28 protein-coding genes are annotated in these 23,924 nt (G+C 59.6%); 6 read left to right on the top strand and 22 right to left on the bottom strand.

All coding sequences use genetic code 11. The features are described from left to right. Window positions 1–5: 5 nt before the first annotated feature. Entirely contained in the window at window positions 6–995 is a 990-nt protein-coding gene (sbnB, locus tag F1563_RS12940; RefSeq protein WP_002513415.1) for a 2,3-diaminopropionate biosynthesis protein SbnB, read from the bottom strand. Next, a complete protein-coding gene (sbnA, locus tag F1563_RS12945) occupies window positions 996–1,997 on the bottom strand; it encodes a 2,3-diaminopropionate biosynthesis protein SbnA (protein ID WP_002526557.1) in 1,002 nt (333 codons plus the stop codon). A 190-nt stretch (window positions 1,998–2,187) separates the two neighbouring features. On the opposite strand from sbnA, the gene F1563_RS12950 reads away from it, so the two are divergent. Next, entirely contained in the window at window positions 2,188–3,012 is an 825-nt protein-coding gene (locus tag F1563_RS12950; protein WP_002526556.1) for a 4'-phosphopantetheinyl transferase family protein, read from the top strand. Window positions 3,013–3,111: 99 nt separating this feature from the next. Here the strand turns inward: F1563_RS12950 and F1563_RS14795 are convergent, their stop codons facing one another. From F1563_RS14795 to F1563_RS14800, 6 genes are all read right to left on the bottom strand, one after another. Beyond that, window positions 3,112–3,804 carry a ParB N-terminal domain-containing protein gene (locus F1563_RS14795; RefSeq protein ID WP_002526555.1) on the bottom strand — a complete coding sequence of 231 codons (693 nt, stop codon included), beginning with the start codon at window positions 3,802–3,804 and terminating at the stop codon, window positions 3,112–3,114. A 914-nt stretch (window positions 3,805–4,718) separates the two neighbouring features. Next, window positions 4,719–5,516, bottom strand: coding sequence for a helix-turn-helix domain-containing protein (locus F1563_RS12965; protein ID WP_149302730.1), 798 nt, complete (start codon window positions 5,514–5,516; stop codon window positions 4,719–4,721). Beyond that, a complete protein-coding gene (locus F1563_RS12970) occupies window positions 5,509–7,215 on the bottom strand; it encodes a hypothetical protein (protein WP_002546406.1) in 1,707 nt (568 codons plus the stop codon). Before F1563_RS12970 ends, F1563_RS12965 begins: the two co-directional genes overlap by 8 nt. After that, a complete protein-coding gene (locus F1563_RS12975) occupies window positions 7,212–7,733 on the bottom strand; it encodes a hypothetical protein (RefSeq protein ID WP_002513409.1) in 522 nt (173 codons plus the stop codon). The genes F1563_RS12970 and F1563_RS12975 overlap by 4 nt, the downstream gene beginning before the upstream one ends. 69 nt (window positions 7,734–7,802) lie before the next feature. Continuing rightward, window positions 7,803–8,363, bottom strand: coding sequence for a GNAT family N-acetyltransferase (locus tag F1563_RS12980; RefSeq protein ID WP_002526525.1), 561 nt, complete (start codon window positions 8,361–8,363; stop codon window positions 7,803–7,805). Then, window positions 8,360–8,764: a hypothetical protein gene (locus tag F1563_RS14800; RefSeq protein WP_002526526.1), complete on the bottom strand. Its 405-nt coding sequence runs from the start codon at window positions 8,762–8,764 to the stop codon at window positions 8,360–8,362. Before F1563_RS14800 ends, F1563_RS12980 begins: the two co-directional genes overlap by 4 nt. Window positions 8,765–9,013: 249 nt before the next feature. On the opposite strand from F1563_RS14800, the gene F1563_RS12995 reads away from it, so the two are divergent. The 3 genes from F1563_RS12995 to F1563_RS13005 are packed head-to-tail and all read left to right on the top strand — an operon-like array spanning window position 9,014 to window position 10,420. After that, window positions 9,014–9,262, top strand: coding sequence for a hypothetical protein (locus F1563_RS12995; RefSeq protein ID WP_002526528.1), 249 nt, complete (start codon window positions 9,014–9,016; stop codon window positions 9,260–9,262). Window positions 9,263–9,278: 16 nt separating this feature from the next. Next, window positions 9,279–9,860 carry a hypothetical protein gene (locus tag F1563_RS13000; RefSeq protein ID WP_002513404.1) on the top strand — a complete coding sequence of 194 codons (582 nt, stop codon included), beginning with the start codon at window positions 9,279–9,281 and terminating at the stop codon, window positions 9,858–9,860. A gap of 14 nt (window positions 9,861–9,874) precedes the next feature. Then, window positions 9,875–10,420, top strand: a complete 546-nt coding sequence (locus tag F1563_RS13005; protein WP_007434384.1) for a hypothetical protein — start codon at window positions 9,875–9,877, stop codon at window positions 10,418–10,420. Window positions 10,421–10,527: 107 nt separating this feature from the next. On the opposite strand, the gene F1563_RS14520 is transcribed toward F1563_RS13005, so the two are convergent. The 3 genes from F1563_RS14520 to F1563_RS14810 form a co-directional block, all read right to left on the bottom strand. After that, entirely contained in the window at window positions 10,528–10,833 is a 306-nt protein-coding gene (locus F1563_RS14520) for a hypothetical protein (RefSeq protein ID WP_002533784.1), read from the bottom strand. Beyond that, window positions 10,830–11,147, bottom strand: coding sequence for an IolC protein (locus tag F1563_RS14805; protein WP_036958142.1), 318 nt, complete (start codon window positions 11,145–11,147; stop codon window positions 10,830–10,832). The genes F1563_RS14520 and F1563_RS14805 overlap by 4 nt, the downstream gene beginning before the upstream one ends. Window positions 11,148–11,248: 101 nt before the next feature. Further along, on the bottom strand, window positions 11,249–11,434 hold the full coding sequence (locus F1563_RS14810; protein WP_002526532.1) for a hypothetical protein: 186 nt from the start codon (window positions 11,432–11,434) through the stop codon (window positions 11,249–11,251). Window positions 11,435–11,883: 449 nt separating this feature from the next. Between F1563_RS14810 and F1563_RS13030 the strand changes: the two genes are divergently transcribed. After that, a complete protein-coding gene (locus F1563_RS13030; RefSeq protein WP_002526534.1) occupies window positions 11,884–12,210 on the top strand; it encodes a ribbon-helix-helix protein, CopG family in 327 nt (108 codons plus the stop codon). A gap of 60 nt (window positions 12,211–12,270) precedes the next feature. Here F1563_RS13030 and F1563_RS13035 read toward each other — a convergent pair whose 3' ends face one another. The 7 genes from F1563_RS13035 to F1563_RS14815 form a co-directional block, all read right to left on the bottom strand. Continuing rightward, the gene (locus F1563_RS13035) at window positions 12,271–12,606 is read right to left on the bottom strand and encodes a hypothetical protein (RefSeq protein WP_227432029.1); all 336 of its coding nucleotides are present in this window, start codon (window positions 12,604–12,606) and stop codon (window positions 12,271–12,273) included. A 222-nt stretch (window positions 12,607–12,828) separates the two neighbouring features. After that, complete coding sequence (locus F1563_RS13040) at window positions 12,829–13,242, bottom strand: hypothetical protein (protein ID WP_002526536.1); 414 nt, start codon at window positions 13,240–13,242, stop codon at window positions 12,829–12,831. Next, a complete protein-coding gene (locus tag F1563_RS13045; RefSeq protein WP_002526537.1) occupies window positions 13,242–13,451 on the bottom strand; it encodes a type II toxin-antitoxin system HicA family toxin in 210 nt (69 codons plus the stop codon). The genes F1563_RS13040 and F1563_RS13045 overlap by 1 nt, the downstream gene beginning before the upstream one ends. Window positions 13,452–13,930: 479 nt before the next feature. Beyond that, window positions 13,931–14,587, bottom strand: coding sequence for a hypothetical protein (locus tag F1563_RS13055; RefSeq protein ID WP_002526540.1), 657 nt, complete (start codon window positions 14,585–14,587; stop codon window positions 13,931–13,933). A 38-nt stretch (window positions 14,588–14,625) separates the two neighbouring features. Further along, window positions 14,626–16,452 (bottom strand): FtsK/SpoIIIE domain-containing protein, encoded by a 1,827-nt coding sequence (locus F1563_RS13060; RefSeq protein WP_172623724.1) that lies wholly within the window; start codon window positions 16,450–16,452, stop codon window positions 14,626–14,628. A gap of 167 nt (window positions 16,453–16,619) precedes the next feature. Next, on the bottom strand, window positions 16,620–16,898 hold the full coding sequence (locus tag F1563_RS13065; protein ID WP_002526510.1) for a hypothetical protein: 279 nt from the start codon (window positions 16,896–16,898) through the stop codon (window positions 16,620–16,622). A 64-nt stretch (window positions 16,899–16,962) separates the two neighbouring features. Continuing rightward, window positions 16,963–17,145, bottom strand: a complete 183-nt coding sequence (locus F1563_RS14815) for a twin-arginine translocation pathway signal sequence domain protein (RefSeq protein ID WP_308479492.1) — start codon at window positions 17,143–17,145, stop codon at window positions 16,963–16,965. A gap of 10 nt (window positions 17,146–17,155) precedes the next feature. On the opposite strand from F1563_RS14815, the gene F1563_RS14820 reads away from it, so the two are divergent. Beyond that, window positions 17,156–17,434: a hypothetical protein gene (locus tag F1563_RS14820; protein WP_002526508.1), complete on the top strand. Its 279-nt coding sequence runs from the start codon at window positions 17,156–17,158 to the stop codon at window positions 17,432–17,434. A gap of 76 nt (window positions 17,435–17,510) precedes the next feature. Here F1563_RS14820 and F1563_RS13080 read toward each other — a convergent pair whose 3' ends face one another. Genes F1563_RS13080 through F1563_RS13095 form a run of 4 tightly spaced genes read right to left on the bottom strand, consistent with a single transcriptional unit; the run spans window position 17,511 to window position 23,849 of the window. Continuing rightward, window positions 17,511–18,575: a C40 family peptidase gene (locus F1563_RS13080; protein WP_149302738.1), complete on the bottom strand. Its 1,065-nt coding sequence runs from the start codon at window positions 18,573–18,575 to the stop codon at window positions 17,511–17,513. Next, the gene (locus F1563_RS13085; RefSeq protein ID WP_149302741.1) at window positions 18,572–20,692 is read right to left on the bottom strand and encodes a TrbL/VirB6 family protein; all 2,121 of its coding nucleotides are present in this window, start codon (window positions 20,690–20,692) and stop codon (window positions 18,572–18,574) included. The genes F1563_RS13080 and F1563_RS13085 overlap by 4 nt, the downstream gene beginning before the upstream one ends. Then, complete coding sequence (locus tag F1563_RS13090) at window positions 20,689–23,211, bottom strand: ATP-binding protein (protein WP_149302745.1); 2,523 nt, start codon at window positions 23,209–23,211, stop codon at window positions 20,689–20,691. The genes F1563_RS13085 and F1563_RS13090 overlap by 4 nt, the downstream gene beginning before the upstream one ends. Beyond that, entirely contained in the window at window positions 23,208–23,849 is a 642-nt protein-coding gene (locus F1563_RS13095) for a hypothetical protein (RefSeq protein ID WP_002526504.1), read from the bottom strand. Before F1563_RS13095 ends, F1563_RS13090 begins: the two co-directional genes overlap by 4 nt. Window positions 23,850–23,924 lie beyond the last annotated feature (75 nt).

Consider the following 23,924-nt stretch of genomic DNA (forward strand, 5'->3'; position numbering starts at 1 on the left):
TATATTCACCGTTTCATGTCTCCGTGAAAGTCTGGAACACGTAATCCATCGCCGGATATTTGAACGTGCTCGTACAAGCTTTGAGCAACAGCAAGGTCCAAAATTCCTAAACCAAAAGGAGAGAATACGGTTGGATGATCAGGGTCAAGCTGCTTCTCAGAGCATATGAATTCCGCCAGTGTGCCTGTGATGAAATTTCGATTTCCGTTCAATTGTTCGAGGAGGTGGGGTGTAGTGTTTGCCTTCAGGCAATGTTCAACATCATCAAACACGTTATTAGCCGTTCGAATGGTCTCAGGGTGTAAATCACGAAGCGAGATATTGAGAACGAGCTGGTTCGGTTGGAAACGTACACTCATCGGCACATAAGGAGTTCCGGCGCTGGTGGCTAATAGCACGAGATCACAGCCAAGAGCTTCTTCTAAACTGACTACCGAACACTCGGGGCCGTGGCGAGTGACTATACGTGCGACTAATTCACTATTTAAATCGTGAATTTTCACTGGAACCGCTGTCGTGTATAGCGACTTAATAAAATGTAAAGTTGTCTGTGCGATAGGGCCACTGCCTACTACACCGATACTCGTAGGAGCACCGTGAAGAACTCGAACTGCAAGCGCAGCCGAGGCAGCTGTACGAGCCGCACTAATGCGGCTGGCCTCGATGAACGCATAAGCATAGCCGTTATCTGTGTTATTTAGCACGATGACTGCTGAAGCTCTTTGTAGCCCATGATCAACATTCTCAGGAAAGCTAGAAATCCATTTAATTCCCGACACACAGGTTTGATCATTGATATAAGATGGCAACGCTATGATACGATCTCGTGGAGCATCTGGAAACCGAAGAAAATAACTATCGGGACATACTGTATTTCCAGCGTGATGTGCTCGATAAACACGTTCAACAAGATCGATGAGAAACGACTCTCTGCCTTTTAAAAATGTTTCGACAAGCTTGGCGTCTATAATTAGCATTTCACCATATTTCGTCATTTAAATACCTTCCGTTTCTTTCACTTCGTGCGCAACAGGACGAATGGCATAATTAAATGCTGATTCCCCAAAGTTTTCCATAACCCAATCGTCGTTATATACTCCATCCAGATACCTTTCACCAAGATCCGGCGCAATAATGACAACGCGGCTTCCCTCGGGAATTTTATCTCGAAGAGCATCAAAAGCTGCTAGCACAGTGCCAGTCGATCCACCCGGTAAAAATCCTTCTACCTGCGCAATGCGTCGGCACTGTCTCACGGTATCGATTTCATCAATATAATACCGTTTTAGAGGAAATTTTTCGTCAAAGATTGGTGGCTTTACACTAGCGCCTAGACCAGGGATATATCGCCGCGAAGGAGCTCCTCCGAAAGTCACTGAACCAGTGCTATCAATAGCATAAACTTTGGTGCATGAACCACGCTTCATGACAGCCCTAGATACACCCATAAGCGTGCCAGTGGTACCAGCACCTACAAATAGGTAATCAGGATCTCCTAACTCTTCGACGATCGCTCTATATGTCTTTTTGGAATGAACCTCAGGATTGGCTACATTTTCGTACTGGTTTGTCCATAAAGGCCCTCCTGGCATCTCTACTAATTCGCGAACTCTAGCAAGTCGCGTCCCAAGAAATCCGCCCGCTGCATCCAATGATTGAACAACTTCCACTTCCGCGCCCAGTGCACGCATATGCGAAATCGACCTTGAATTTGCATTCAGATCTGTAACAATTGTTAATTTGTATCCTCGGCGCGCACATACACCGGAAAGTGCTATGCCTAAACTCCCAGAAGAAGACTCTACGACCCAACCTCCTGGCTGAAGACCATGAAGCTTTTCTAAGCTATCGACGAGTGCAATAGCCGTCTTGAGTTTTACGGAACCAGCAGTGTTTAAACCTTCTAATTTTGCGTAAACATCATGTTTAGGAAATGAATTTTTCAAGCGGACAAATTGAGAGTTTTCATCTAGTTCTTCAATAGATCCTGCAATCATTTATTTGCTCCTACTGCGCATGACATGACATCGGAAGTTTTCATAACATACAAGCAAATTATAATGAGGAGTCTTGTACAGGCTATGGGCGTTATTAGAAGAGGTTTAGGCAAGAAGTTAAGGATCTTGATCATGTTGATCCTGCCTACGAATGGCGTTGATAGAATGACAGAGACAACAACACATATGCGTGACCTCCCTAGTGATACACGCTGAAGTAACTTGTCACCTACTTCATGAGCTAGTCTATCTCCTTATAGGACCACATAAAAGAGAGGACCAAAAATTGATCTACATTTCTCGTGTGTCACTCGATACATTCCCCAAGAGTGCCTTGCCACAGCTGATGGAAAGAGCTAGTCCTGAACGACGAGATAGAGCACGAAGATACGTGCGAATCGATGACTGCTTGCGCTGCCTCATAGCTGACGAACTCCGGGCCTATTCATTGAAGCTTGATTACAAGGTGCCAGTACAGTCAGAGGTATCGAAGAACGCTTTCGGGAAGCCGCTACTAGCAAACCGCGATGGTCCTAAGTTCAACTTGTCGCACGATGGGAAGTGGATTGTCTGTGCCACAAGCCCACATCCTGTAGGCGTAGACGTCGAGGCAGTCGCTGAGCCAGGTTTAGCGGTGGTCTCGAACGATTTTTCAGTGGAAGAAGTGGAGGCCTTGCGGACGACCGCTACGGCTCCCCTCTCCATCGCTCGAGCGATGATCTGGACACGGAAGGAGGCATACCTCAAATATCTGGGGTTGGGTCTCACTGTTCAGTTAGATTCTTTTTCAGTAATAGATCAAACCTTGCTGTCGCCAGCTGAAGGGATGACAGACGGTATTCAGTTTTATAGTTGGTGCGATGCCGATAACTCGCATGTGATCTCTGTCTGTGGCCACGGCGAGGAAGTCGTCATCTCTTGCGTCAGCGGGCAAGAATTACTAGATGGACTGCCACCATCTCACTGTTCAGAAGAACCTCAAGAGCAACTTCGTTGGTTGCCCAATCTTAGTTAAGATCATTTTGTAATTATCAAAATTCCAAGTCGCCTCGAGAAAAGCATTAACAGAGATCATATCTCACCAGGAGAGATGCGGCTTAAATAACCTTCTCTTTCAATCCTTCATGACAGCTAGGCTCTTCACCTCGTCACGATCAAGTACTGGATCACTCATGATAGATTTTTCGTGCTCAGCAATGCATCGTGGGCACTTTTTGAAAAAAACTGATCCGAAACGAGTTATACCTGCTGGTAGTGGCCCGTAATTAGTAGCTATCTTGGCTATAGCTCCCCATGAAGGAAGAACCCATTCCACAGACTGTCCTTGAGCAGGTACATCCGCTGAACGTCGATAATCAAATCCACCCAAGAGCTCCGCAAGATCCCAATAAGCATAAAATAGATCCGAGGCCAAATCGCTCTTCGAATGGACTTCTTGTCGCAAGTCACCATCGTGTAAAATAGCGATAGTGGATCCCCGATCCTCCCCATGCACCAATGGTGGCATGGAAGAAAATTTCCGAGTATTATAGACATGTACCCAACCAGATACGGATTGCTCTGGAGCCATCGGGACAACATGTGCTGGTATGGAATCGAATCCTAAATAAAAAGCTGCTCGACACCTGTGGGCTCCATCAAGGATGATGTAAGGTGCCCCTTGGGCTACGTGGATGCTTTCTCGTAATGCTTCATGTTCTAGCAATTTTGTAAGACGCTTGAGACGCAAAGTCTCACATTCCTCATGCCATACGAGTTGGTTTAGCGGAAGATACGATGATAACTCACAGCTACTACTAATTTTCATCAATTTCATCAACTCTCAATGCACTATTAATGGCAACCTGGTCTTGAGATATCCGATCTATGACTCGGACCACTTTTTCATTGAGTAAGACAGTTTCTAGTATGTTTACTACGAATAAGGGAAAACTTTCTTCAATTTTACCTTAGGGAAAGATATCTCATAGTTCCGCATCACGACTATTGAAATTTGTAGATCGACCGACTTCTATAACCGATAAATTATGGGCGACTACAGCGATGTCTGTCGAGGCACCAACGATGATTCTCGACAGCCCTGGACCCGCACTATCTCTTTTTGGGATGGAACGCATCGCATTGGCAATGCCTGACAGATCATGCTCTTCCGATCCTTGTCCATACTTAACTGATGACCGCAGAAGCACAGATGCGGTAGGCATGGGCGGTGTCCGGATCATCCCCCCTTGGGAGCTAAGAGACCGTCGTTGATCACTACATCGAACAAGGCCTGCAGGATAGGTTTACAAAACCGATCCGCCGCTACCACCAGTTCTGACACAAGCTTACGTACCATTGTTGATGCCATATCGCTCCTTCGCAGAAGCGTTCCGGGGGCTCGCAGACGGCATTGGCACCTTGGCACCGATGTCCGTGAATCCACAACGGAACCTGAAACTGCCCCACACGGTCTGATGCTCCGACTTTCGTCAGCTTCCCCAGATCATCCGGGGCATCAATCCATTACCAGATTGACACTTAGCACTGTACCCTCACCAAGACCACACCAGCATCGAGGACGGTGGGAGAGAGGCGAACCCGCCACCACACGATGCACAAATACAAAAATACATAGGCATCATGATGCTCTTGGGCATCTCGCATACCCCCGTACGGTGCCCAAACTCAATCCCTACGCAAAGCTCGCAGGCCTAAGTCTGCCCATCAAAATCATGGCTTTCACCAAACATCGATTTCTACACCGACTAGCCGACCCCTATCGGCGACATTGCCATACTGCTGACCCGCCTGGTCCTCTAGCCACGACAACGCATCCCGGAACATCCGCACGTCTTCCAAAGCGAAACCGCAGTCGTAGCCGCCCTTATCCCCCAACCGCACCATCTGGCGCTCCCGACGGCCACCTTCATCGACTTCGATCCATAGTTTCGCGTGCATCCGCTGGCCTCGGCCTTCTGACAGGATCTCGGTGAGCAGATCGGAGGCTTGTCCTCGCGCATCCTCGTTGTCGCGAGGGAATTGGAGTGTGTGGGAAGAACGGTGGTGGGGCAGGTTTGTGACCTCGTGACGCAGCAGGTTGCGCTTGCGCATCTGCCGTTCGAGGCGCTCGGGCTGACTCGTTGACGGGGTTGTGCCGTGGCGGCGTTTCCTCGGCAGGGTTTCAATGTGTTCCTCGCCCAGCACCTCCTCGTCGGACTGTTGTGGTGCGCGGCTTCGTCTCGGGTGCAGGAGTTCGGCATCCGGTTCGGTGGGACGGTGAGATGGTTTTCCGCGCTTATCGCGTACCTTCGCGGTCCGGCCTTTGCGATCATGCCGACGCCGCGGCGGGGTAACCTCCTCGCCCCGCTCCAACTGTGTTAACGCCTCGACCAGGTTGGTGCCAGGCTTAAGCCCTTTTAGCACGAACCGCACCAGGCGGGGGTCTCGGCCGATTCGTCGGGCAATCTCGGCTTGGCTCCACCCTTCGGCTAACAGGGTGCGCACCAGGTCCTGAGCCCGATTGTCACGCTCAGTCACTGGTCGCCTCCTCGGGGAGTCCTACTTGCTCGGCCTGCTCTGATAGAGCAGCCCGCTCCGATCCGGTCTGAGGCGCTTCCAAAGGGCCCGGCAAGACACCTTTGACACGCAGCCGCCCGTCCTTGCCGTCATCGCCGCCCCCCTGGGCCACAGGGAGCGCCCAGGGGGGCACGTTGCTGGTGTAGATAGCGTCGCCGTGGATAGCCAGCAGGGTGCGGGAGTTCATGCGTAGTGCTCCTCCCTTGGTTGTGGCGTTTTTTCCGGTGGTGGGGTCGGCGATGGGTGTGTTGAGGGTGCGTACGCGGGACAGGGCCCAGATGCGGGCGGCGATTTCGGGGTGCCAGGTGTCGGGGTCGGGGCGGCGGCGGGCGGTTTGGTATTGGTAGGCGATGGTGTCACCGGTTTTGTTGCGGATGACGTCGAAGCCTTCGATGTCGGAGGGGATGTCGTCGGCGTCGTAGACGACGGTGGTGGTGACGGGGTTGGAGGCCGACATTTGGCCGATGGTCACGCGCAGCATGTTTTTCAACGCGGAGGTGAGGATTGTCGTGGCGGTGGGGTTTTTGTCTGCCCAGCGTTTCTCGGCGATGTCGATCATGTCTTGGATGGTTTTGACCCATCCTCGGATGGGATCGACTTTGGTCAGTTTGATCCCTTCGAGGAACTCGATGGGCTGGGTGATGGGCCCATTTGGTCCGGCTTCGGTGTCCCAGCCTTCGTCGATGGCTAGTTTCAGTTCGGCGGTATCGACCCATGTTTCGTGGGTGGTGCCGGGCACGTTGGGCCAAAACCATCCTGCTCGTCCTTTGGTGCGTTTGACCGGTAGTAGGCCGATGTCGTCCCACCAGGATGGCACGGTGAAGCGGATGTGGTAGCGGGCCGGGTGCCAGGGGTTGTTGGTGAACAGGTCGCGGGCTTCGGTGGCGCTGAGCAGAGTGGCGGGTGCGGCACCGATCTCTCCGGTCACTGATCCGGCATACATGAATCGGCCGTCGATGTACACGAAGTTAGGGATAGGGCCGGCAGGCACGGTGGGGCGCCAGCCCTTTTCGCGGTCCTCGGGGTTGCCGTCGTCGACGCATAGTTCGTAGCGGTGCTGAGGGGAGGTGTGTTGGATGAGTGCGCCCAGTTCGGGGTCCATCGGCTCCATGCGATAGGACTCGGGGGTCCGTAGCTTCCAGAGGTTGATTCCTTCTGCTCCGGGGCGGTCCATGAGGGCCCAGTCGCGGTCGATTCTGGTGGCGATGATGTGGGTTAATTCGCGCCATGCCCAGCGGGCCTGGATTGGGGTGAGGGTCTGGCCAGGGAACCATTCATCAGCGACCAGAATGTCGAGGTTGCGGTCGGTTTCTTTGTGGGTGAACCGGCCTCGGGCGGGCCGCCCGGACAGCATGAACAGGCCCCGCACGTGCCAGTCCTGGTTGAACTCGCGGGTGTGAGCGGGGGTGTCAGGCAGCAGCCAGGATTGAGGCTGGTCGGGGATGTTACCGCAGACGATCAGGCGTCGGGCGTTGTGGTGTAGCGCGGTTGTTAGCAGGTCTGACAGGGTTGCGTGCTTGGTGCGTCGTCCCCCCAGCACTGGCAGGATCTCGTTTCCGGCCGCGTCGACTCCCCGGGCGGTGTCGATGTCTAGCCACACTGTTTCGGGGTCGGGTGGCCGATGTGGGGCGGGACGGCGCTGCTCCTGGTCGTCTCTCATGGTTTCCTCCTTTGGGCCAGGGAGCGGCCGGCGTCGAGGGCGTTCATGCGCTCGCGTTGTTCTTCGCGTAGTTGGTAGACCCGGCCTCGTGACACTCCTGCTGCCTCGGCGATGGTGGTGGCCGGCAGGTGGCCGATGGCGGCAGCGTCGGCAAGGACGTCACGCCAGGCCAGGTCAATGGTTCCCAGCTGGGCTAGAGCTTCGTCGCGGCGGCGGGTGGCATCAGCCACTACGGAGGCCCACCCTGTGGGGTGGATGGTCTTGACGACGATTCGGTTGTGGCGGATGGGGCCCCATGCATCAGCGGGGACTTGCCAGCCGTGATTGGCGGCGGACTCGGTGATCTTGAGGCGTCGCTCAGGTGCGCGGGTGCGGGCAGTGACGTCGGTGTTCCAGGTCTGGACTGGTACCCACGTCCCTTCTCGGATGCGTTCGATGACGCACGTGGTGACCTCGTCGGTGACTGTGATGACCAGACGATAATCTTTCCCGTCTGGGGTGGTTCGGTAGCTGGGCATGTCACCCTCCCCTATCTGTCAAATGAGCTAGACACAGTGTCTATTTAATTTGACGCAAAGTCAAGTGTGCTAGACGCCTTTGTGTGGATCCGCCCGCCCAGACAGGCACTCACGTCTCATGACCCGCCGCGACGTCTTAACGAAACCAAACCGCTTATAGAACCGCTCCGCAGCGGGCCCGGAGGGCTTCAGTTCGAGGGTGAGACCGTGCTCGTCGGCCCATTGGCAGACTTGTGTGAGGATCTGTGAGCCGTGGCCTTGAGTGCGGGGGACGGCGTGGACGCACATGAGCATGGGGCCGTGGCGGCGCGCTGGCGGGGCCACGTAGGCTCCGCCATGCCAGTCCGGTGTGGTCTGCCAGCTTCGCCATGTCGCGGTACGCCAGTGGTGGGCTTCGAGGGCCACCATGATCACCGCGACGACGACGAGCGTTGCGGCCCCGATCATGGCCAGCTCACCCTGGCCAGGCCAGTTCCCGCAGATGATCCAGTCTCTTAACGCCCAGATGATCGCGGCTTCCACGCCTGCTGCGATCGGGATGAGCAAGGCAGAACGACGGTGTCCTGCCATGATCTCGGTGATCTCGCTGCGATGCCACGACAAGGAGAATTCCCACGACTCTTGAATCATGCTGATGTGTGAACGGCTTCTTCGGCTTCGCCCTGCCATAGTTTCTCCAAACGACGCTCAGCCAGCTCGTCGGGACACGGCGACAGCCTGCCGCACTCGGAGCAGACCCCGAAGTGGCGCGAGAGAGTGATGACCGGCTCGTCGGGAGCATGAACCGACTCGATGCCCGGGTGCTGCTCATCGGTGAGTCCCGAAGCGTGGCTGATCTCGATCAGACGGAGGTGGACCATGCCGTCGTAGCTGTCGGCTCTCTCGACATGGAACGGGTAGGAGCCGTCCGCGGTGTGGCCTGCAACCAGGTCCCCGATCTTCAACTGGCTGGCGGTCATGGTTCGCACCGGCGGCAGCGGGGTCCGGGTCGCGTTGATCCTCATGGTCTCTCCTTGCTTCTGCGCCTTCATAGATGAAGGTGCCACAGCCGGGGTTGATGTGCGGAACCACAGCCACTTTTTCAATAAATCCATCACCAATCCATCACCACGGTCTCACCCCTTCCCAAATGTGTAAACCATGATTTACACATTTGGGGCATGATCGAACCCACAACCATCTCCACCACGCCCCGCGTGGCCATCATCTCCCCCAGCGGGCCAGCACGGTTCTGGGGCGAGCCTCCCAGCATCGCACTGCGCCGACACGGCCGGTCCCCCATGAGGTCCCTTCCTTCCGGGGCCCTGCTGCTGGTGTGGGACGTCACCGTTTTGACCGGGCCCACTCTCGGCCACCGCGTGCGTCCTCTCAGTAAGGACGCCGAGCTGACTGCCCGGCGCTGGCTCGACCAGGTCGCCGACAACCCCGGCTTCCTCGACACCCTTATCGAGGCCGCCCGCATCACCAATGGATGGCATCACGCGACGCCTCCGCACATTCAGGCCCCTTACCGGACCCTTCATCAGTGAACGGAGGTACAACGACATGACCAGCGACATTGACATTGACCGGACCCACAAACCCGACGACCGCGCCGAGGCTCCTCTTTACCGGTCCTGGGCCAGGAGACTCGTGCACGTCTCCGGGATGCCCTGGCGTATCGTCGCCGCCCTGGCCGGGGTCTCCCCCACCTCCATGCACCGGCTTCTATTCGGCCGCAACGGTCGACCCGTGGAATGGATCGGCATCAATGATGCTCGCGCCCTGATGGATATCGGCATCGATGATCTCGCCTCAGCGTCCACCGACCGTATCCCGGCCCGCGAATCCCGCGAGCTGTTGGTAGCCCTGCACACCCTCGGCTGGACCGATGAGCATCTAAGCCGCTGGCTGACCAGTTCCGACCTCGACCTGGCCACCACCCCCAAGGCCCTCTACGTCACCCGGCTATCCGCCGCCCGCATCCAGGCCACCTACGACATGCTCATCAGCCAACCCGTCCGCCGCTGCGGCCACCCCCGCACCCCGCCTATCTCGTCCCAGACTCCGGTTACCTCGCCCCAGCCCGGGCCCGAGGATGCCGAAACGTTCCAGCCCGCCCTGTTCGAGCTAGCCGACTGCGCATGAGACCCCACACAAACATGGTTGAATCGAAGGGCTCAGCCAGCAGCCAGTTACCAGGAGTCCCCGTGCGTCTATACCGCGCTGTTCTTACCCACACCGACATCCAGATCACCGTCCGCATCTGGAGCACCACCGACCACGACTGGACCTGGACTCCCCTCGACACCTGGACCCCCGACCCGACCCCGACCACACCAGCCCAACTGGCCGACGAACTCCACCGACACGGATGGACCACCCCCGAGGACCCCACCACCCTCACCAAGGTGACTGTGATCCCCGAGAACTGGCAGGCCCTCGTCGACCACGCCCTCGCTGCCCGAAACCACCAAGCCAACCAGCTGCGCGTCGCCGAGAACATCCTCACCGACATCCTCGGCGACGCCGCCGACGCCGGCCTTTCCGTGACCTTCCTCGCCCAGGCCGCCGGACTGTCCCGAGCTGCCTTCTACAAACGCAGCGCTAAGACCATCAACTCTATGAGGCACACCGACCAGCCGCGCGAAGACCCCTCCCAGCTCACCCGAGCCGAGAAAACAGCACTCAGCCTGGGCGACGAGTGATCCTCACACCTCCTGCGACAGCCCGGCCGTGGAGCCTTCCCACACGTGTCTAGCCAGCACTGACCGGGAAAACCTATTCGCGGCACCACACCGGGCCCACTCACCAGTCACCTACACCCCCGACTGCCCCTCGCGAAGACCCAACCAGCGAACCAAGCCCCCAATGCGCCCACCACGATCAGCACACCCACGGCGACCACCAGGTGGGAAGCACTAACCGACCCCAACAACCCAAGATCAAACAGGCCCTGCCCGGGAACGCCGAGCAGCCCGTGATCGCGAAGCCATGCTCCGAGATGACCGATGATTTTAGGGGCCATCTTCTTCAGCAGGGCTATCCCTCCGATACCAACAACGATGAAGGCGAGGATTTCTTCGCATCCGTTGTTTCCTTCTCCGGTGGGGCCGTTCATGCTGCCTTCTCGGGGTGGACGGCCAGCCAGCCGATGAGGTTGTCGGCGACCTGTCCTGAGGTTTCGATCAGTTCGACCTGTCCAGCCTGCCATGCGCGCGATGCGCCGGCCAGCAGTGATGCCGGGGCCCCTGCTGCGCGGCTGAGAGAAGCGACTTCAGTCAAGGCGGTGCGTAGCTCCTCGATGGCGCTTTCGATGTACCAGCCGCTGTCGGTACTGGTCTCGGCGGCGTCGGTGGCGGTGATAAGGGCGTCGGTGAGGTTGTTGACGGCATGGTCGAGATCAGCGATGCTCGGTAAAGCTACGGGAGTCACGGTGTGTTTTCCTTCCAGGGATGCCTTCACTGGTAAAGGTTCCCTGGGTCCGGCCGATGTGCGGTGATTTAAGAAAGATGCTCCGCATCAAGTCGTTTGAGTCAGGAAAATTCGGCTAGAACGGCACCAAGGTTCGCTCCCACTCGTCCAAACCTGTGGCGGGGCTGCCCCTGTCTGAACGCACATGCGTGTGCACTGTCTGCGGGATGATCCTGGACCGCGGCATCAACGCCGCGGTCAGCCCCGCTCGCTAGCCACGATGGGCACAGGAGAGCGGCCCGGGGCAGGAGGTCCGTCTACCCTCCGAGGCAGCGGCTGCTGGCAATGAAGCGTCATTTCCCCTCGGGGAACCGGGCATTGGCAACGGCACTTTGAGACTGAGATGCCACTATCTGACATCCAGACATAACCGTTAGTGGTCGTTTACGGTCGCTTGTATAACAAGTTATTATTGTAGTACAATATTTGGCATGGCCATCATTTTTACTGAGAGCGCCGCTCGACATGGGTTCACCCGTGACGACGCAATTCACGCTATGGAGACTCCCGAGGTGTTCACGCCCCACTTTGATCATTCCCGTACTGGGAGTCCTGATGTGGCGGCATGGATTGGCCCGGCGAGAGGAGGGCTCACCATTGAGGTGTTCGCCACGGTGATCCGACCTCACACAGTCGTGGTCTTTCACTGCATGGAAGTGCGACCTTCAACCCGCGAGAAACTGAACGGAGAACAATCATGAGCAACAGCCACGAGATCCGTTACGGGATCGACTTCACCGAACTGGCCGACTGGGCCGAGACCGATAACGCCACCCATGACCCGCAAACCAGCCCTGTGTTTTGGGGTAAGGATGCCCGGCACGCCAGCCAAGCGCTGCTGAAGCGTGGACGCCCGACCCTTGGCGAGGACCATGCCACTGGCAAGGGACACTCACCACGCCGTCAACTCCGTCTGGACGCTGAGACAAACACACGCCTCGATGCAATGGCGGCCGAGACCGGGCGCAGCCCCTCCGACATCATGCGCACCGCCCTCATCGACTACCTCGATGCCGCAAGCTAACATCACCTCACATGCACGCGCTACAAGGAAGTCATGCAGGCGACAGCATGAATCACGATCTCACCCCAAGATAATGATCTTGGGATTCTGAGCCGGGTCAATCCATCGCAGCGTGCTAGTCAGCTCTGACAGTGAGTCCATACCCACACACCCAGCAGTGTAACGCGTCGCATAATGCAAAAAGATCGCTGCCCCCGACTCGGCACCATGACGCGCCAGCGAGCCATAGTTGAAATCCAGTACGGCTGCTTGCCGGTACTGACGGCCCACGTAGTCCGCCAAGTGCTCGTTATCCGACTTCGACAACGCGCGACAGTCCTGACGCCACCGGTTGTAATCAGGGGCAGTGGGATCACCGATCCACCACGAGCACGAATTGATCCGCCGATACGGCAACTTCGTCCCCGGATCACCAGCACCGAAAGCAAAGACGACCCCGTAGACACCTGATGGGGCGCCATATCACCCTGAATACACTGAGACCCTGACGTGACACCGAGACTCTTATCCAACCGCGCGACAACCCGCACGGCAGAGCGGTCGACCTCACTACACGCCACCCCTCGACGCGCCCGAAAACGGCCGTTTACGAGCAGCTGGTAAGTATTCAGAGGGGCATCAGCGGGTGAGTTGGTAAACCCTTTGGCGGGTCACCCCAAGCACGCGGGCGGTGTCGTTGGCGCTGTATTTCTTCTCGACCCTCAGCAGAGTGACGGCCTCACGCTTGCGTGTGGCCGCGTGATCAAGCACCTTCCGGGCTTGGCGCTCTTCCTCCTCACCTTCTTCCCACATGCGGCGGGCGTCGGCCTCACCATCCAAGCGAACGTGAACCTTAAACGCCTTCTCATCGGGTCCATCCTCATCCCAGGCGGTAATGATTCCGCGGGCCTCGTCTGCGACCTGACCCAACTTCACTGCTTGCCCAACCGCCCCGAGGGCCGGAATCTCGAATACCCAGAAATTCGCCTCAGGTGAGACCTCACGATGGGCGATCACGTCATAGACCGTCCCAGCTTCTGCTGTCATGCTCATTACTTCCACTCCTTCGGAATCGTCACGCCTGCTCGCTCCAGCTGCGCCAGGACACCAGCGGACATGAGCCGGTGACCTGTTGGTATCGATACACGCTCGGCCCCGTTAGACCTCCCCCAGATTTCATGACTTCCTTTCGCGTCACGCAGATAGTCCCATCCCTGGGAACGGAGCAGCTTGAGGACGTCCTTGGTTTTCTGCGGCTTCATACATTATAGTATAGCCCCACTATACATATAAGACAACCCCCTATTTACAGTTTAGTTGGCTTCTGTGCGCCCTCCACTGATGCCGTGGTGGACGAAGTCGTACCGTCCCGTCTGCTCGATTAGCGATATTGTCACGTCCGTAAGTGGCTTCCAGCGCGTCGATGATGAGCTGACGGGCCGTGGTGCCTAGATGCTTGAGGACGTCGCCCACAAGGGCCAGCCTCCGCATGGACAGAACGAATCCTCAGCAACGCCGACCCACTGGGATTCCCCGTTGAGCCGGCCAACACGTCACCGCTGCAACATCTCAGCTCTAATCCCGACAAGATCATCATCATCGACACCCCGGCAGGCAACGGAGACATCACCACATACCCCGATCTGCCAAACCTCAACGACGACAAACACTGAGCTGAAAGGAACACGATCATGGCGTCGGGCTGGGCTTCGGCGTAGCACAAGCCCAGCGCTTTTGACGGTCAGTGAGCGATGGCCAGGCCGACGAGGGCGCCGCTGCACAGGTTGGGCGCCCAGGGAAGGAATCGGGTGGTGTGGTGTCGGCAGCGGTCGATGAGGGCGTAGAGGGCGATCAGAGTCAGCCCGGCGATGACCGTGGCGTGGATCGTGGTGATCCCGGTTGCGGCGGCCGGGGCCGCCCACAGCGGCGTGATGCGCACATCAGAGAAACCGAATCCGCCTCGGGAGATGACCCAGACGATCATCCACGCCGCGGAGATGACGACAGTAGCGATAGCAGCACGGATCGCCGCAGTCTGGTTCGCGAGAGCGATCATGGCCACAGCCCCGATCCATCCAACCCAGCCGGTCCAGGCGAGGACTGCCGGTATCCATGTGGTGATGGCGTCGATGACGGCTACCCATGCCCCGATGGTGGCTAGCAGAGCCCAGGCCGGCCAGGTGGGTGCTGGGGCCCACGCTACGGCGGCGATCATGGTTGTCGCAGATGCAGCACAGACAGCGATCATGCTTCGGAGACTGTAGGTGTCGCGGTAGGCGATTTTGTCGGGGCTGGCGGTAGCTGGTTCTGGCAAGACGCGGGTGAGGGCAGGCCACCCTGCGGCCGCGATAGCCATCACGGCGACCACCCACACAATATGTTGCATGGGTCTCATCATGGCCCATCAATGCCGAAAATGGGGGGGCTGACATGGGTTCAGCCGTCGAGAGGTGTGCGGGTGGCCGTGGCTTCTCCTGCGCCGAGCATGAGGGTTCCGGAATCGTCGCCGGCCGATTCCCAATCGACGATGACCTGCTCACCGTCGACGCTGGACTCGGCGATGGTCACCCAATCTCCGTCTATGTCGATGAGCATCCCAGCAGTCAACTCGGTGGCGGCCACCGGGTGGGGTGGGCTGTAGAAGCGGTCGATGTCGCAAACGGGATCTTCGTCGGGTTCCTCGACTACCGGGGGCGGGGCGGGCCTGGCTGTCTCGGTGTCGTCGGCCAGGTCGGCTCCCAGGATGCGCTCCCACTGCGGGCTGGTTTTCTTGCCCGCTGAGGCCATGGCCTTAGCGATCTGTTTGTCAGTGGGCCACACAAACTTCTTCTTGGTCCAGGTCGTGGTGGCGGGTCGCAGCTGTTCCAGCAGCTTCAGGTCTTGCGGGGAGCGGGCTTTGCGGGGGTCGGGGGTGTAGAAGAACTGGACTTCTTTGGGGGTTGATTCGCCGGATAGGTAGGTGCCGCGGCCGCGTTTGCCGAACGGGATGCCCACGCCGACGTGTTCGGAGCCGAACATCATGCGGGCGCCATCGGAGGACAGGGGTCCGGTGGCGGCTCGGCCGGAGAAGTTGTCTCGGATCTCGCCGCCCAGAAATTCGGCGTCTGGGCGTTGGGTTCCTAGATCGACGTGGATGCGGCAGGCTGCTGCCATGCGCAGCAGGGAGCCGATCCAGCCGAAGACGGGGCATTCTCCGGGCATTCCGGAGACTTTGATCGTCGACCACCAGTTTTTCGTGTTGCCGTAGAACTGGCGGTATTCGTCGATGAGGACGAGCACTCGGGTGAAGTCGGTTTCTCGTGCTCCTTCTTCCTCGATGCGTCGGTAGCGGTCCTCCATGAGGGCCCACAGCCAGTGGATGAGGGCGACCTGGTCGGGCACGGTGGTGGCGACCATTTCGATGTTGGGCCACTCCCGCAAGCCCAGATATTCGATGCGTTTGGGGTCGACGATGAAGACGCGCCAGTCACGGCGGGCGGCCTCGACGGCGTCACCGATCATGGATACCGTTTTCCCGGTGCGGGTACGGCCGGCTTTGAGCTGGTGGGCCATGACACCAGAGATGTCCCAGTAGCAGGTGTTGCCGTCCTCGTCGACGGCTTGAGGGATCTTCTCCCAATCTGGGGAATCTGGGGCAGGAAGGGCCACCGGTCGCGCCGCCACCGAGGGCAAAGGGCGTCGACGAGTGACAGTGATGGTGTCGTGCTCCAAGTCGAAGTCGCTGCGCCATTGGCCGGGCATCATCGCCGAGGTTACCGCGGCCAGGCGTAGCTGAATGTTGGGGCTGGACAGGTGAGCGCCACGCTGGTGGTGAATGGTGAACCCGTCCAGCTTCCCCTGATCGGTGCTCCAGGAATCGACAGTGACCGCCGACCCATAGATTTGGGTGGCCACGTCTTTGGCGCGCTCGGTGGCCCGATCCAGATCAGTCTTGTCAGGCTCGGGGGTGGGGTCACGGTAGGCCAGGATGAACCGTCCGGCCGGGATCGTTGCGGAAACCACCGTGAATTGTCCTGGCGGCCAGGCAGCTGCAGCTGCCTGGGTCAGCGTCATTGACACGGTCTCCCCCGCGGCCGCCTCAGGAGGAATAGTGAGGATCAGTCGGCGCGGGTGTTTGCCCTTGCGATCCCACGTAACTTTCTGGGACACCGGCACCTTCAGCGTCGCCTGGATAGCCAGGCGGGCTGTTTCAGCGGTCTCAGTGCGCCGGTCGGCGCGCAACGCACGACTGGCGTGAAGAGTCCCCGCCGCAGCGCAGCCCACACATAGCAGCCACCAGCGGGGATCCGCGGCCGCGGCGTAGCCTCCTGTGGCCAGTACCGCACCCGACCAGCCGGCCGCAGTGTTCGTCCACGCCGGTTTCACGCTGACAGCGAGCTGGGCGGAGGGTGTCTTCTTCGCGGCCGCAACTGAGGGACGAGACCGGATGGTCATGCCGCAGTTTCCTTGTGGCAGGTCAGCTCATAGGCATGATGTCCAGCAATGATGCCGTGACGCACCGCCCCGGTGGCCGCATAGACCGTGCATAGCTTGAACACGGGGCACCCATTACAGGCCGCCGGGTTCATGCTTTCTTTGTCCCACGACGGCGGATCATCGGTGCACGGCACAACCAGGCCATCCTGTTGGACAGCACTGATAGCGGTGAACAGTCGCAGCTGGGCGCGAACTTGTTCCCGGGTTAGGTTGACGGAGCGGGATACACGCATGGGGGCTTCCTTCCTCTTCACTGGTGAAGGTGTCTGCACGCTCCTGGATGTGCGGAGGAATTTGTCAGTGCTTGATCGCGGTGATCAGCCAGCCGGTCGCGGCAGTGGGTTCGGGCACCAGGGTCAGGTGCACCACGGTGTGGTCGGCCAAGGGCACGTCGACCAGGGGTCCGTCGGCAGTTGCCCCAGCGAAGGTGGGGGGTCCGGCCACGGTGGTGGCAGGAATCTGGTTGGGTTTCGCGGCCATCAGGGAGCCCATGAGGGTCGGGGCGGCGACCTGGACGAGGGCGATTTTGCGGGCGGCGGGATCGCGGGTCAACCAGCCGCGGGTGAAGGTGAGCGCAGCCGACGTGATATCGGGGCTCAGTGGGGCTGGAGTGGCGGCTGGGTGGGCCGTTGAGGAGGGCCATACGCGCGGTAGCGCTGGCGACATCGAGCGGGTCGGAGTGGGGTCAGGTGTGGGGCTTAGGGTCCGATGTGGCGATGGGGCTACCGCCCCGGTGGTGGGAGACGAGACTGGTTGGGGGTGGTGTTGAGGGCGTGGGATCAGGGTGAAGGCAGCCAAACTGGCCGGGATGAGGATGGCGGCCGCGCTGACGGACCGTAGTGAGGTCATGTGACGATCCTTCGGTAGCTCGAGGGGTTGCCGTAGATCTTCTCCACGTTGATGCCGCGGGCTTGGTTGTCGGCGCTGATCATCTGGCCTCTACCGATGTAGGTGGCTACGTGGTGGGCAGGGATGCCCCAGAAGATAAGGTCGCCGACTTTGAGCTGGTTGCGGTTGACTGGGGTGCCGACTTTTTGCTGTTCGGCAGCGGTGCGGGGAAGGTTGATGCCGATACGTCGGTACAGTGCCGAGGTCAGGCCTGAGCAGTCGTAGCCGCCATCGCTCGCACCATTACCGCCCCACACGTAGGCGTAGGAGTTGTTGGCGGCGATCGATTTGGCCCATTCCACGGCTTTGGTCAGGTTCTTTGAGACGCCGGTTTCGTTAGCGGCTCCTGTGGCACAGTTGTTTGACAGGTGCCCTGTGGTGGTGGCTCCCACTATTTGTTTGGCCATGGTTTCCCATTTGGCGTAAGCATCGGGCAGGGCTGAGCCTTGCACTGCCTGAGCTGCCTGCGTCAGCGGCATCTTCTGCCAGTCAGCGATGTCGACAAGGCCGGGAATGTGGTAGCCGGGGCCGCCGGCCGATGTGGGGCCAGCATAGGTGATGGTGTGGCCTTTCAGGAATGTCTCCGTGGCGTAGGCATCATTGTTGACTTGGTCCAAGGTGCCGTACCAGCCCGGTAGAACGCGCTGTTGGAATGGGCCGGCGTCGCCGTCACTGTTAGGTTTCGTTGCGGCGGGGTTGGCTCCGAGGTCTGATTCCTGTTTAGCGGTCATGATGGCGATGACCGCAGCCTGGACAGGTAGTTTGTCGCGTTGGACCACGGTGACGATGGTGGTCACGAGTTGCTTCTGCCTGGCTGTGAGGCCTCCGATACTAACAGCGCCACCGGTGACAGTTCCTATGCAGGGATCCCCACCGACACCGCCAGCGCCAGAGTTGTCGTCGAGGGCCCCGGCGCCTACTGACAGTAGTGGCACCACAATCACGGCAGCTGACGACATTGCCAGGCCCGCAAGGATCAGTGCTACGACACTTGCTACGACGATCACGCGAGACGCCTTCATCGCTGGCCGCCCTTCGCTGGTTTGAGGGGGCTTCGCCTGCTGATACGCACGGGCTTCGTTGATCCACTCCGCCGTCGGTTGGCAGGCCTGGGTTTGAGCGGCTTATTGGGTTGCGGTTGAGGTTCCGGAGGCTTCTTAGGTTCCTTAGGGGGTTTCACATGCCTAGGCACTTCGGTGGCGGTGGGAGGAGTCAGCACGTGGCGCACCGGCTTAGTGACCTTCCGGACACCCAAGACAACCGGTTTGATCACCGCTTTGGTGCCCTTAACCATCGGTGCGGCTACCTTCGCACCGGTGGCCTTGACTGCATGATGCGTCTTGATGGCCCCGGCCTCGGCCCGGCCAACCCGTCTAGCAGCAGCATCGAGGGTCGGGTGGCCCGTCGTCGCCCTCACCGGTGCGTCCTTGCCCTGGCGGGTCTGCTTAGCGATCGCCGACATGCCGCCTCGCAATGCCGAAACATGATTGTGGGCGTGGGCGATCGCCGACATGCCGGCCGTCGCGATTTTTGACTGGCCCTGCGGGGCCCCTGCCCCAGCACGAATCTGCCGGTAAGCCGCCGACGTGCGACGAGCACCCGCCGCCATTCGCGCCACCTTCGCAGCCCTAGTCACTCCCGTCGACACGCCACCCGTGGCTACCGCAGCAGCACCCGAGACCACAGTCGAGGCCATCCGCCTTCGACCCAATCCGGTGAGCTTGCGACCACCACTGCGCACCATCCGGCGAGCACCCCGCCCAGCCCACTGGCCGATCACCGAGCCCCTTTCGGAACGCTTGCTGCGCATCCAATCGTTGATCTTGTCCCTCAGCCCTTTCTCGCCCTTGTGACGACGCCACATGGACATCAAGAACCCGATAATCCCCACGAGCTCGAGCATGTTGACAACCATGACCTTGATGGCGACATCACCGTCAGAGGCGAAAACCGACTTGATGATGAGCATGACCACACCCAACATCACCATCGACCCGACAATGCCGATCATCGAGTACAAGATCGAACACAGATCCCGGATGAGCGGATCTGTGCGGCCAGGGATAGCCCGCAACACGTTGAGCATCGACATGAACGCCGACCACACCAACTTGCACACGTAGAACCAGCACATGCCCGCGAACACCAGCAGGACCACAGCCAAACCCGCCACCGTCGACGAGTAAAAGAAGAACCCCACCAACCACGAACCATCCGCAATATCGCCGGCGTAATCCGACAACCCCTCATCACAGTCACCAAGGTCGTCGCGAGCATCCGAGACGTCATCGTAAGGGCCACCCTTGAGCACCTCGATGTACTTGTCGTGGCACTTCGCATCAATAATCCGGCCATAGTTGAGCTGCTGATGAACCGGCGCCACGAACGAGTCCACAATGATCGCCGACAGCTTCGGATCCTTCGAGTCTCCCGTCGAGGTCATGTCATCAGGAACCTCGACCTCACCAGCGGTCGCCGTCGCAGGATCAACCGAACTAGTAATCATGTGAGACAGCGCCACACCGAACTGCTGGGTGCGAGCCAACGGAGTAGCCAACGTCGTCGTATCGCCTGCGAACTTCGCCACTGGGGCCGCCAAGAAACCCAACGCCAGCGCCGCAGCAATCGCCGCACGCGCACCCGTAGCCCACGCCCCAGCCGTGCGTCCCCTCATCATCTTGACGACCACGCCCACACCGGCGCACGTCGTCAGCAACGTCAACACCGTTCCACCCCAGCTGTCCGCTCCCAGCGGAGCCAAAACCTTGTCGTGGATGTCGTTCTGCAACCCCACCAGCGGGCCGGTAATCCACCCCACCCAGCTCATCGCCACGGTCCAGTCCAACAACCGGCACAACAGGGCAACGACCATCAGGTACGTGTTCCAACACATACCAATAATGGAGGCCCACATACCCTTCAGCGGGGCCGTAACACCACCATCGTCCAACGACATCTGGTACTGAAACAAGTGAATACCGTTGGAGTCAGTCACATTGAAACCATCACCCATCCAGCCCAGCCCAGGACCCGACGCCATAGCAGGCACACTGCCCAACGCCACCACCAGAACCAGCGTGGTGACGATGATACGGAACCACCGCTCCCCGGTTCCGCGACGATACGGATGACGGCTCACGCTGCCTCCTGGTCGTGCTCGGGCGGGTTGGAGCTAGCGGCCTCACGATGGGGACCGTAGGCAGGTCTCAAGAGCCGAATCTCACCGACGTTGCCGTGTTGGTCGGCGTACAGGCCACAACCGGGGCCTCCGGGGTTGAGAGCAATCTTGACCAGGTCAGCGAACTCCTCAGGGGACGTTTTAGGGTCCACGCCCAGGAACTCGACACCTTTCTGGGCGAGGTTGATGTTGTCGCACAGCAACACGATGCGATGCTGAATGAGGTTACGGACGGTCTCGTTGGGGTAATCGGCCTCGGGGTCGTGGGAGCCAGTAATGAGCCAGGCGTTGGCTCGGCGGGACTCACGCACGTACTCATCGATGGCGTGGGAGGCCTCCGGCGAGGACGACATATGGTGGAACTCATCAACGATGAAAGCGGCGTCGCGGGCCCGGTCGCTAAAGCACACCAGGCGAGCCAGACGAGCAATGAGCGCGTAGAGAGCCCGGCCAAACACCTTGTGCGGGGGCAGCTGCCGAAACAAATGTTCTGACAGCATCTCCTCGGCGTTAGGAAGAGCGATGCCACAAGTGCCGATGATGAGGATGTCGGCACTCAGGTCGGCGGGAGGAAGGTCCGGGTCAAAGATGGCCGAAGCTAGGGAGGCCGAGTTCTCGATGTCAGCGAACACGGCAATCCTGTCAGCGATCGCGGCGGCCTCGGGAAGGTCGCACTCCTCGGCCAGGTGGCGGGCCAAACGCCCACACGAGGTGATCTGGTGGTCACGCATGTAGGCCGGCTTGAGGACCTTGGCCAGCGTGGTTCCGGCCACACCGATGGTCTCCAAGTTAAGCAAGGTCAGCAAGAACGACTGGGCGACCTGTCCGGCCATCTCCGGGGGAAGGATGCGCAGCGGGTCCAGCGACAGCTTGGGGTGGGCCGTGTCGACGATCTGGCGTCTAACCCCGTCGATAGAATTGACAAAGGTTACCCACTCCCGCTCATCGGAGTTGTCGGTGGCAATAATGCGCCCGCCCCGGGCCGCGATGGCTGCGCACAGCCGCTTCTCGGCCATCGTCTTGCCCGCGCCCATCTTGCCGATGAACGCCACCGTGTTGCCCTTCTGATCCTGAGTGTCGGCATGCAGGTCAAGGAAGGCCAGCGACTGCAACGGGGAGCCTGTGACCACAGCCAACGGGATGCCGGTGGTACGGCCCAACCGGTACTCAACCACCGGGATAGATGCGGCGAACGCGGAGGCGTGAGTCAGCTGACGGTAGGCGTTAAGCGAGGAGGAGAACCGGCCACCGGGCCGGGCAGCCCACAGCAAGTCCTCCTGACGGCCCACGGGACGCACCCACGTGAAGTCACCGAACACCGGATCATTGACGAACGCTCCTGCCAGCTCCTCGGTGGTCTCAAAGTCAGGAGACGAGACAGTGACGGTGATAAGAGCCTGGATCTCGACCTCACGCTCATCGGCGGCCAGCTCGGCGTTGTAGTCGACGAGCACCTGAGCGGAATGCTCGATAGACATGAGGGTCGAAGCCTGGGTCATCTCACCGCCCTCGACGTTGTCGAGCTGGTCGACGGTTTGGCGGATGGCCCGCTGATTTTTCTGCATCGCAGCGTGACGGGTCCGGGCCACTCCCCGGATCGCCACGTCGACCGGCACGCCAGTGTCGTCGATACGGCCCAGGAACTCGTAGGCAGGCCACGTCATCGTGCGGGGCACCTTGCCCAGCGCAATGTGGGACTGGTAGACGGTCTCGCCGGTGTCGGCACCGATTTTGAGGACGCGACGATTCCACGCCTGAGCCGTCCGGGACATGTCGGAGACTCGCTTGTCATCCTCGCTGGCCAGCAGGTCGGAGGTCGCGGCCTCATCGATGACCAACTCCCCCAGCGCGGCACGTCCAGCCTCATCCATGAGGGCGATTCCCTCGCCAGGGGCATCATCACGCAACCGGGTCGGGTGGCCTGACAGGTGCTGCCGAAGCCAGATCTGTTCATCAACGGTGACCGGGCGGGGTTGGAACGCTGCCGGCAGTTTCGCACCGAATTCCTTAGCCTGACGGAGGGCCCACTCCCGTGCGACACGGCCAGGAGCGGTGGTCATGAGTCCGGCGGCTTCGGTGATTTTGTTGAGGGCGGCGGTCCAGGCGGTGTGGGTGCGTATTTTCTGGTCTTGGTTGAGTTTGATCGATAGGAACCACACGCGCCGGCCTAGGGATTCGGTTTCAGGCTGGTCGAGGGTGGCGTCGATTTCGTCGGCCCACACGGGGTGTTCGCTCAGGTCGAGGCCGGCGGCCATGGCGTCGACGATTTCTGTGGGGTCGGTCCAGGTGAGGGCTCCGTTGAGGCAGAACTCGTGGCGGGCGAGGTGGCGGAATAGGTCGCGGTGAGCTGCGGCGACGGTGAGGGAGGCGTTCTCGGTGACGGGTCGCTGGAGGGGAGTGAGTCGCCAAGTGGCCCAGATGTCGCCGGTGGAGGTCCAGACGAGGTTGTCGAAGAGGAACCGTTCGGGGATGGACATCATGACTCCTTTTCGGCGGCGGCGAGGAAGGCTTCCAGGCCGCTGCGGCGTACAGCGTTCCCGGTAGGGTGCAGGGGTTTTCTGGGGGTGGGTTCAGGTTTCGGGTCTGGGAGGGGTTTGGGCTCGTAGGTGGTGTCGATGTCTTCGGCGAGGACGTGGTCGAGCAGGCAGGTGGCCGGGGTGTCGGTAGTCTCGTCCAGCTCGTCGATCATCTCGTCGAGGAGGTTGGGGGTGGTGGATGCGGCCCACACAGGTGGGATAGCCGGTGCGGGTCGAGGCGGTGTGGGGAGGCGGAGTTTGGTTTGGCCCCAGAGGGGTGTGTGGGTCATGCCGGCGGGAGTGGTGGCGGCGTGAGTGGTCACGCGCCACCAGCCCGCCAGCCATGCCAGAGGTGACCAGGTCCAGTCGATGCGGCCGATGATGAACTGGGCGAGCCATCCGGCGGCCAGCGCGAAGATGAAACCGCGGATGGTCATGCCCCCGTCGATAATTTTGAAGCCCATCATCGCGGCAGGAACTACGCCGCCGACGGCGAGCACCTGATAGATCGTGTAAGGCCCGCCGGGGATCTTTCGACCCGAAGAGTCCTTGCCGATGATGCGGGGCTGCTGGCGGGCTTCGGTGTGCCACTGGATGTCCATGACTTGCTTCCGGGTTCTCGGCTCTACCGGGCGGGAGCCTCAATAGCGGCCTTTGTGTGCTGGGGAATGTCCATG

Source organism: Cutibacterium modestum, from assembly GCF_008326345.1.
GTDB lineage: Bacteria > Actinomycetota > Actinomycetes > Propionibacteriales > Propionibacteriaceae > Cutibacterium > Cutibacterium modestum.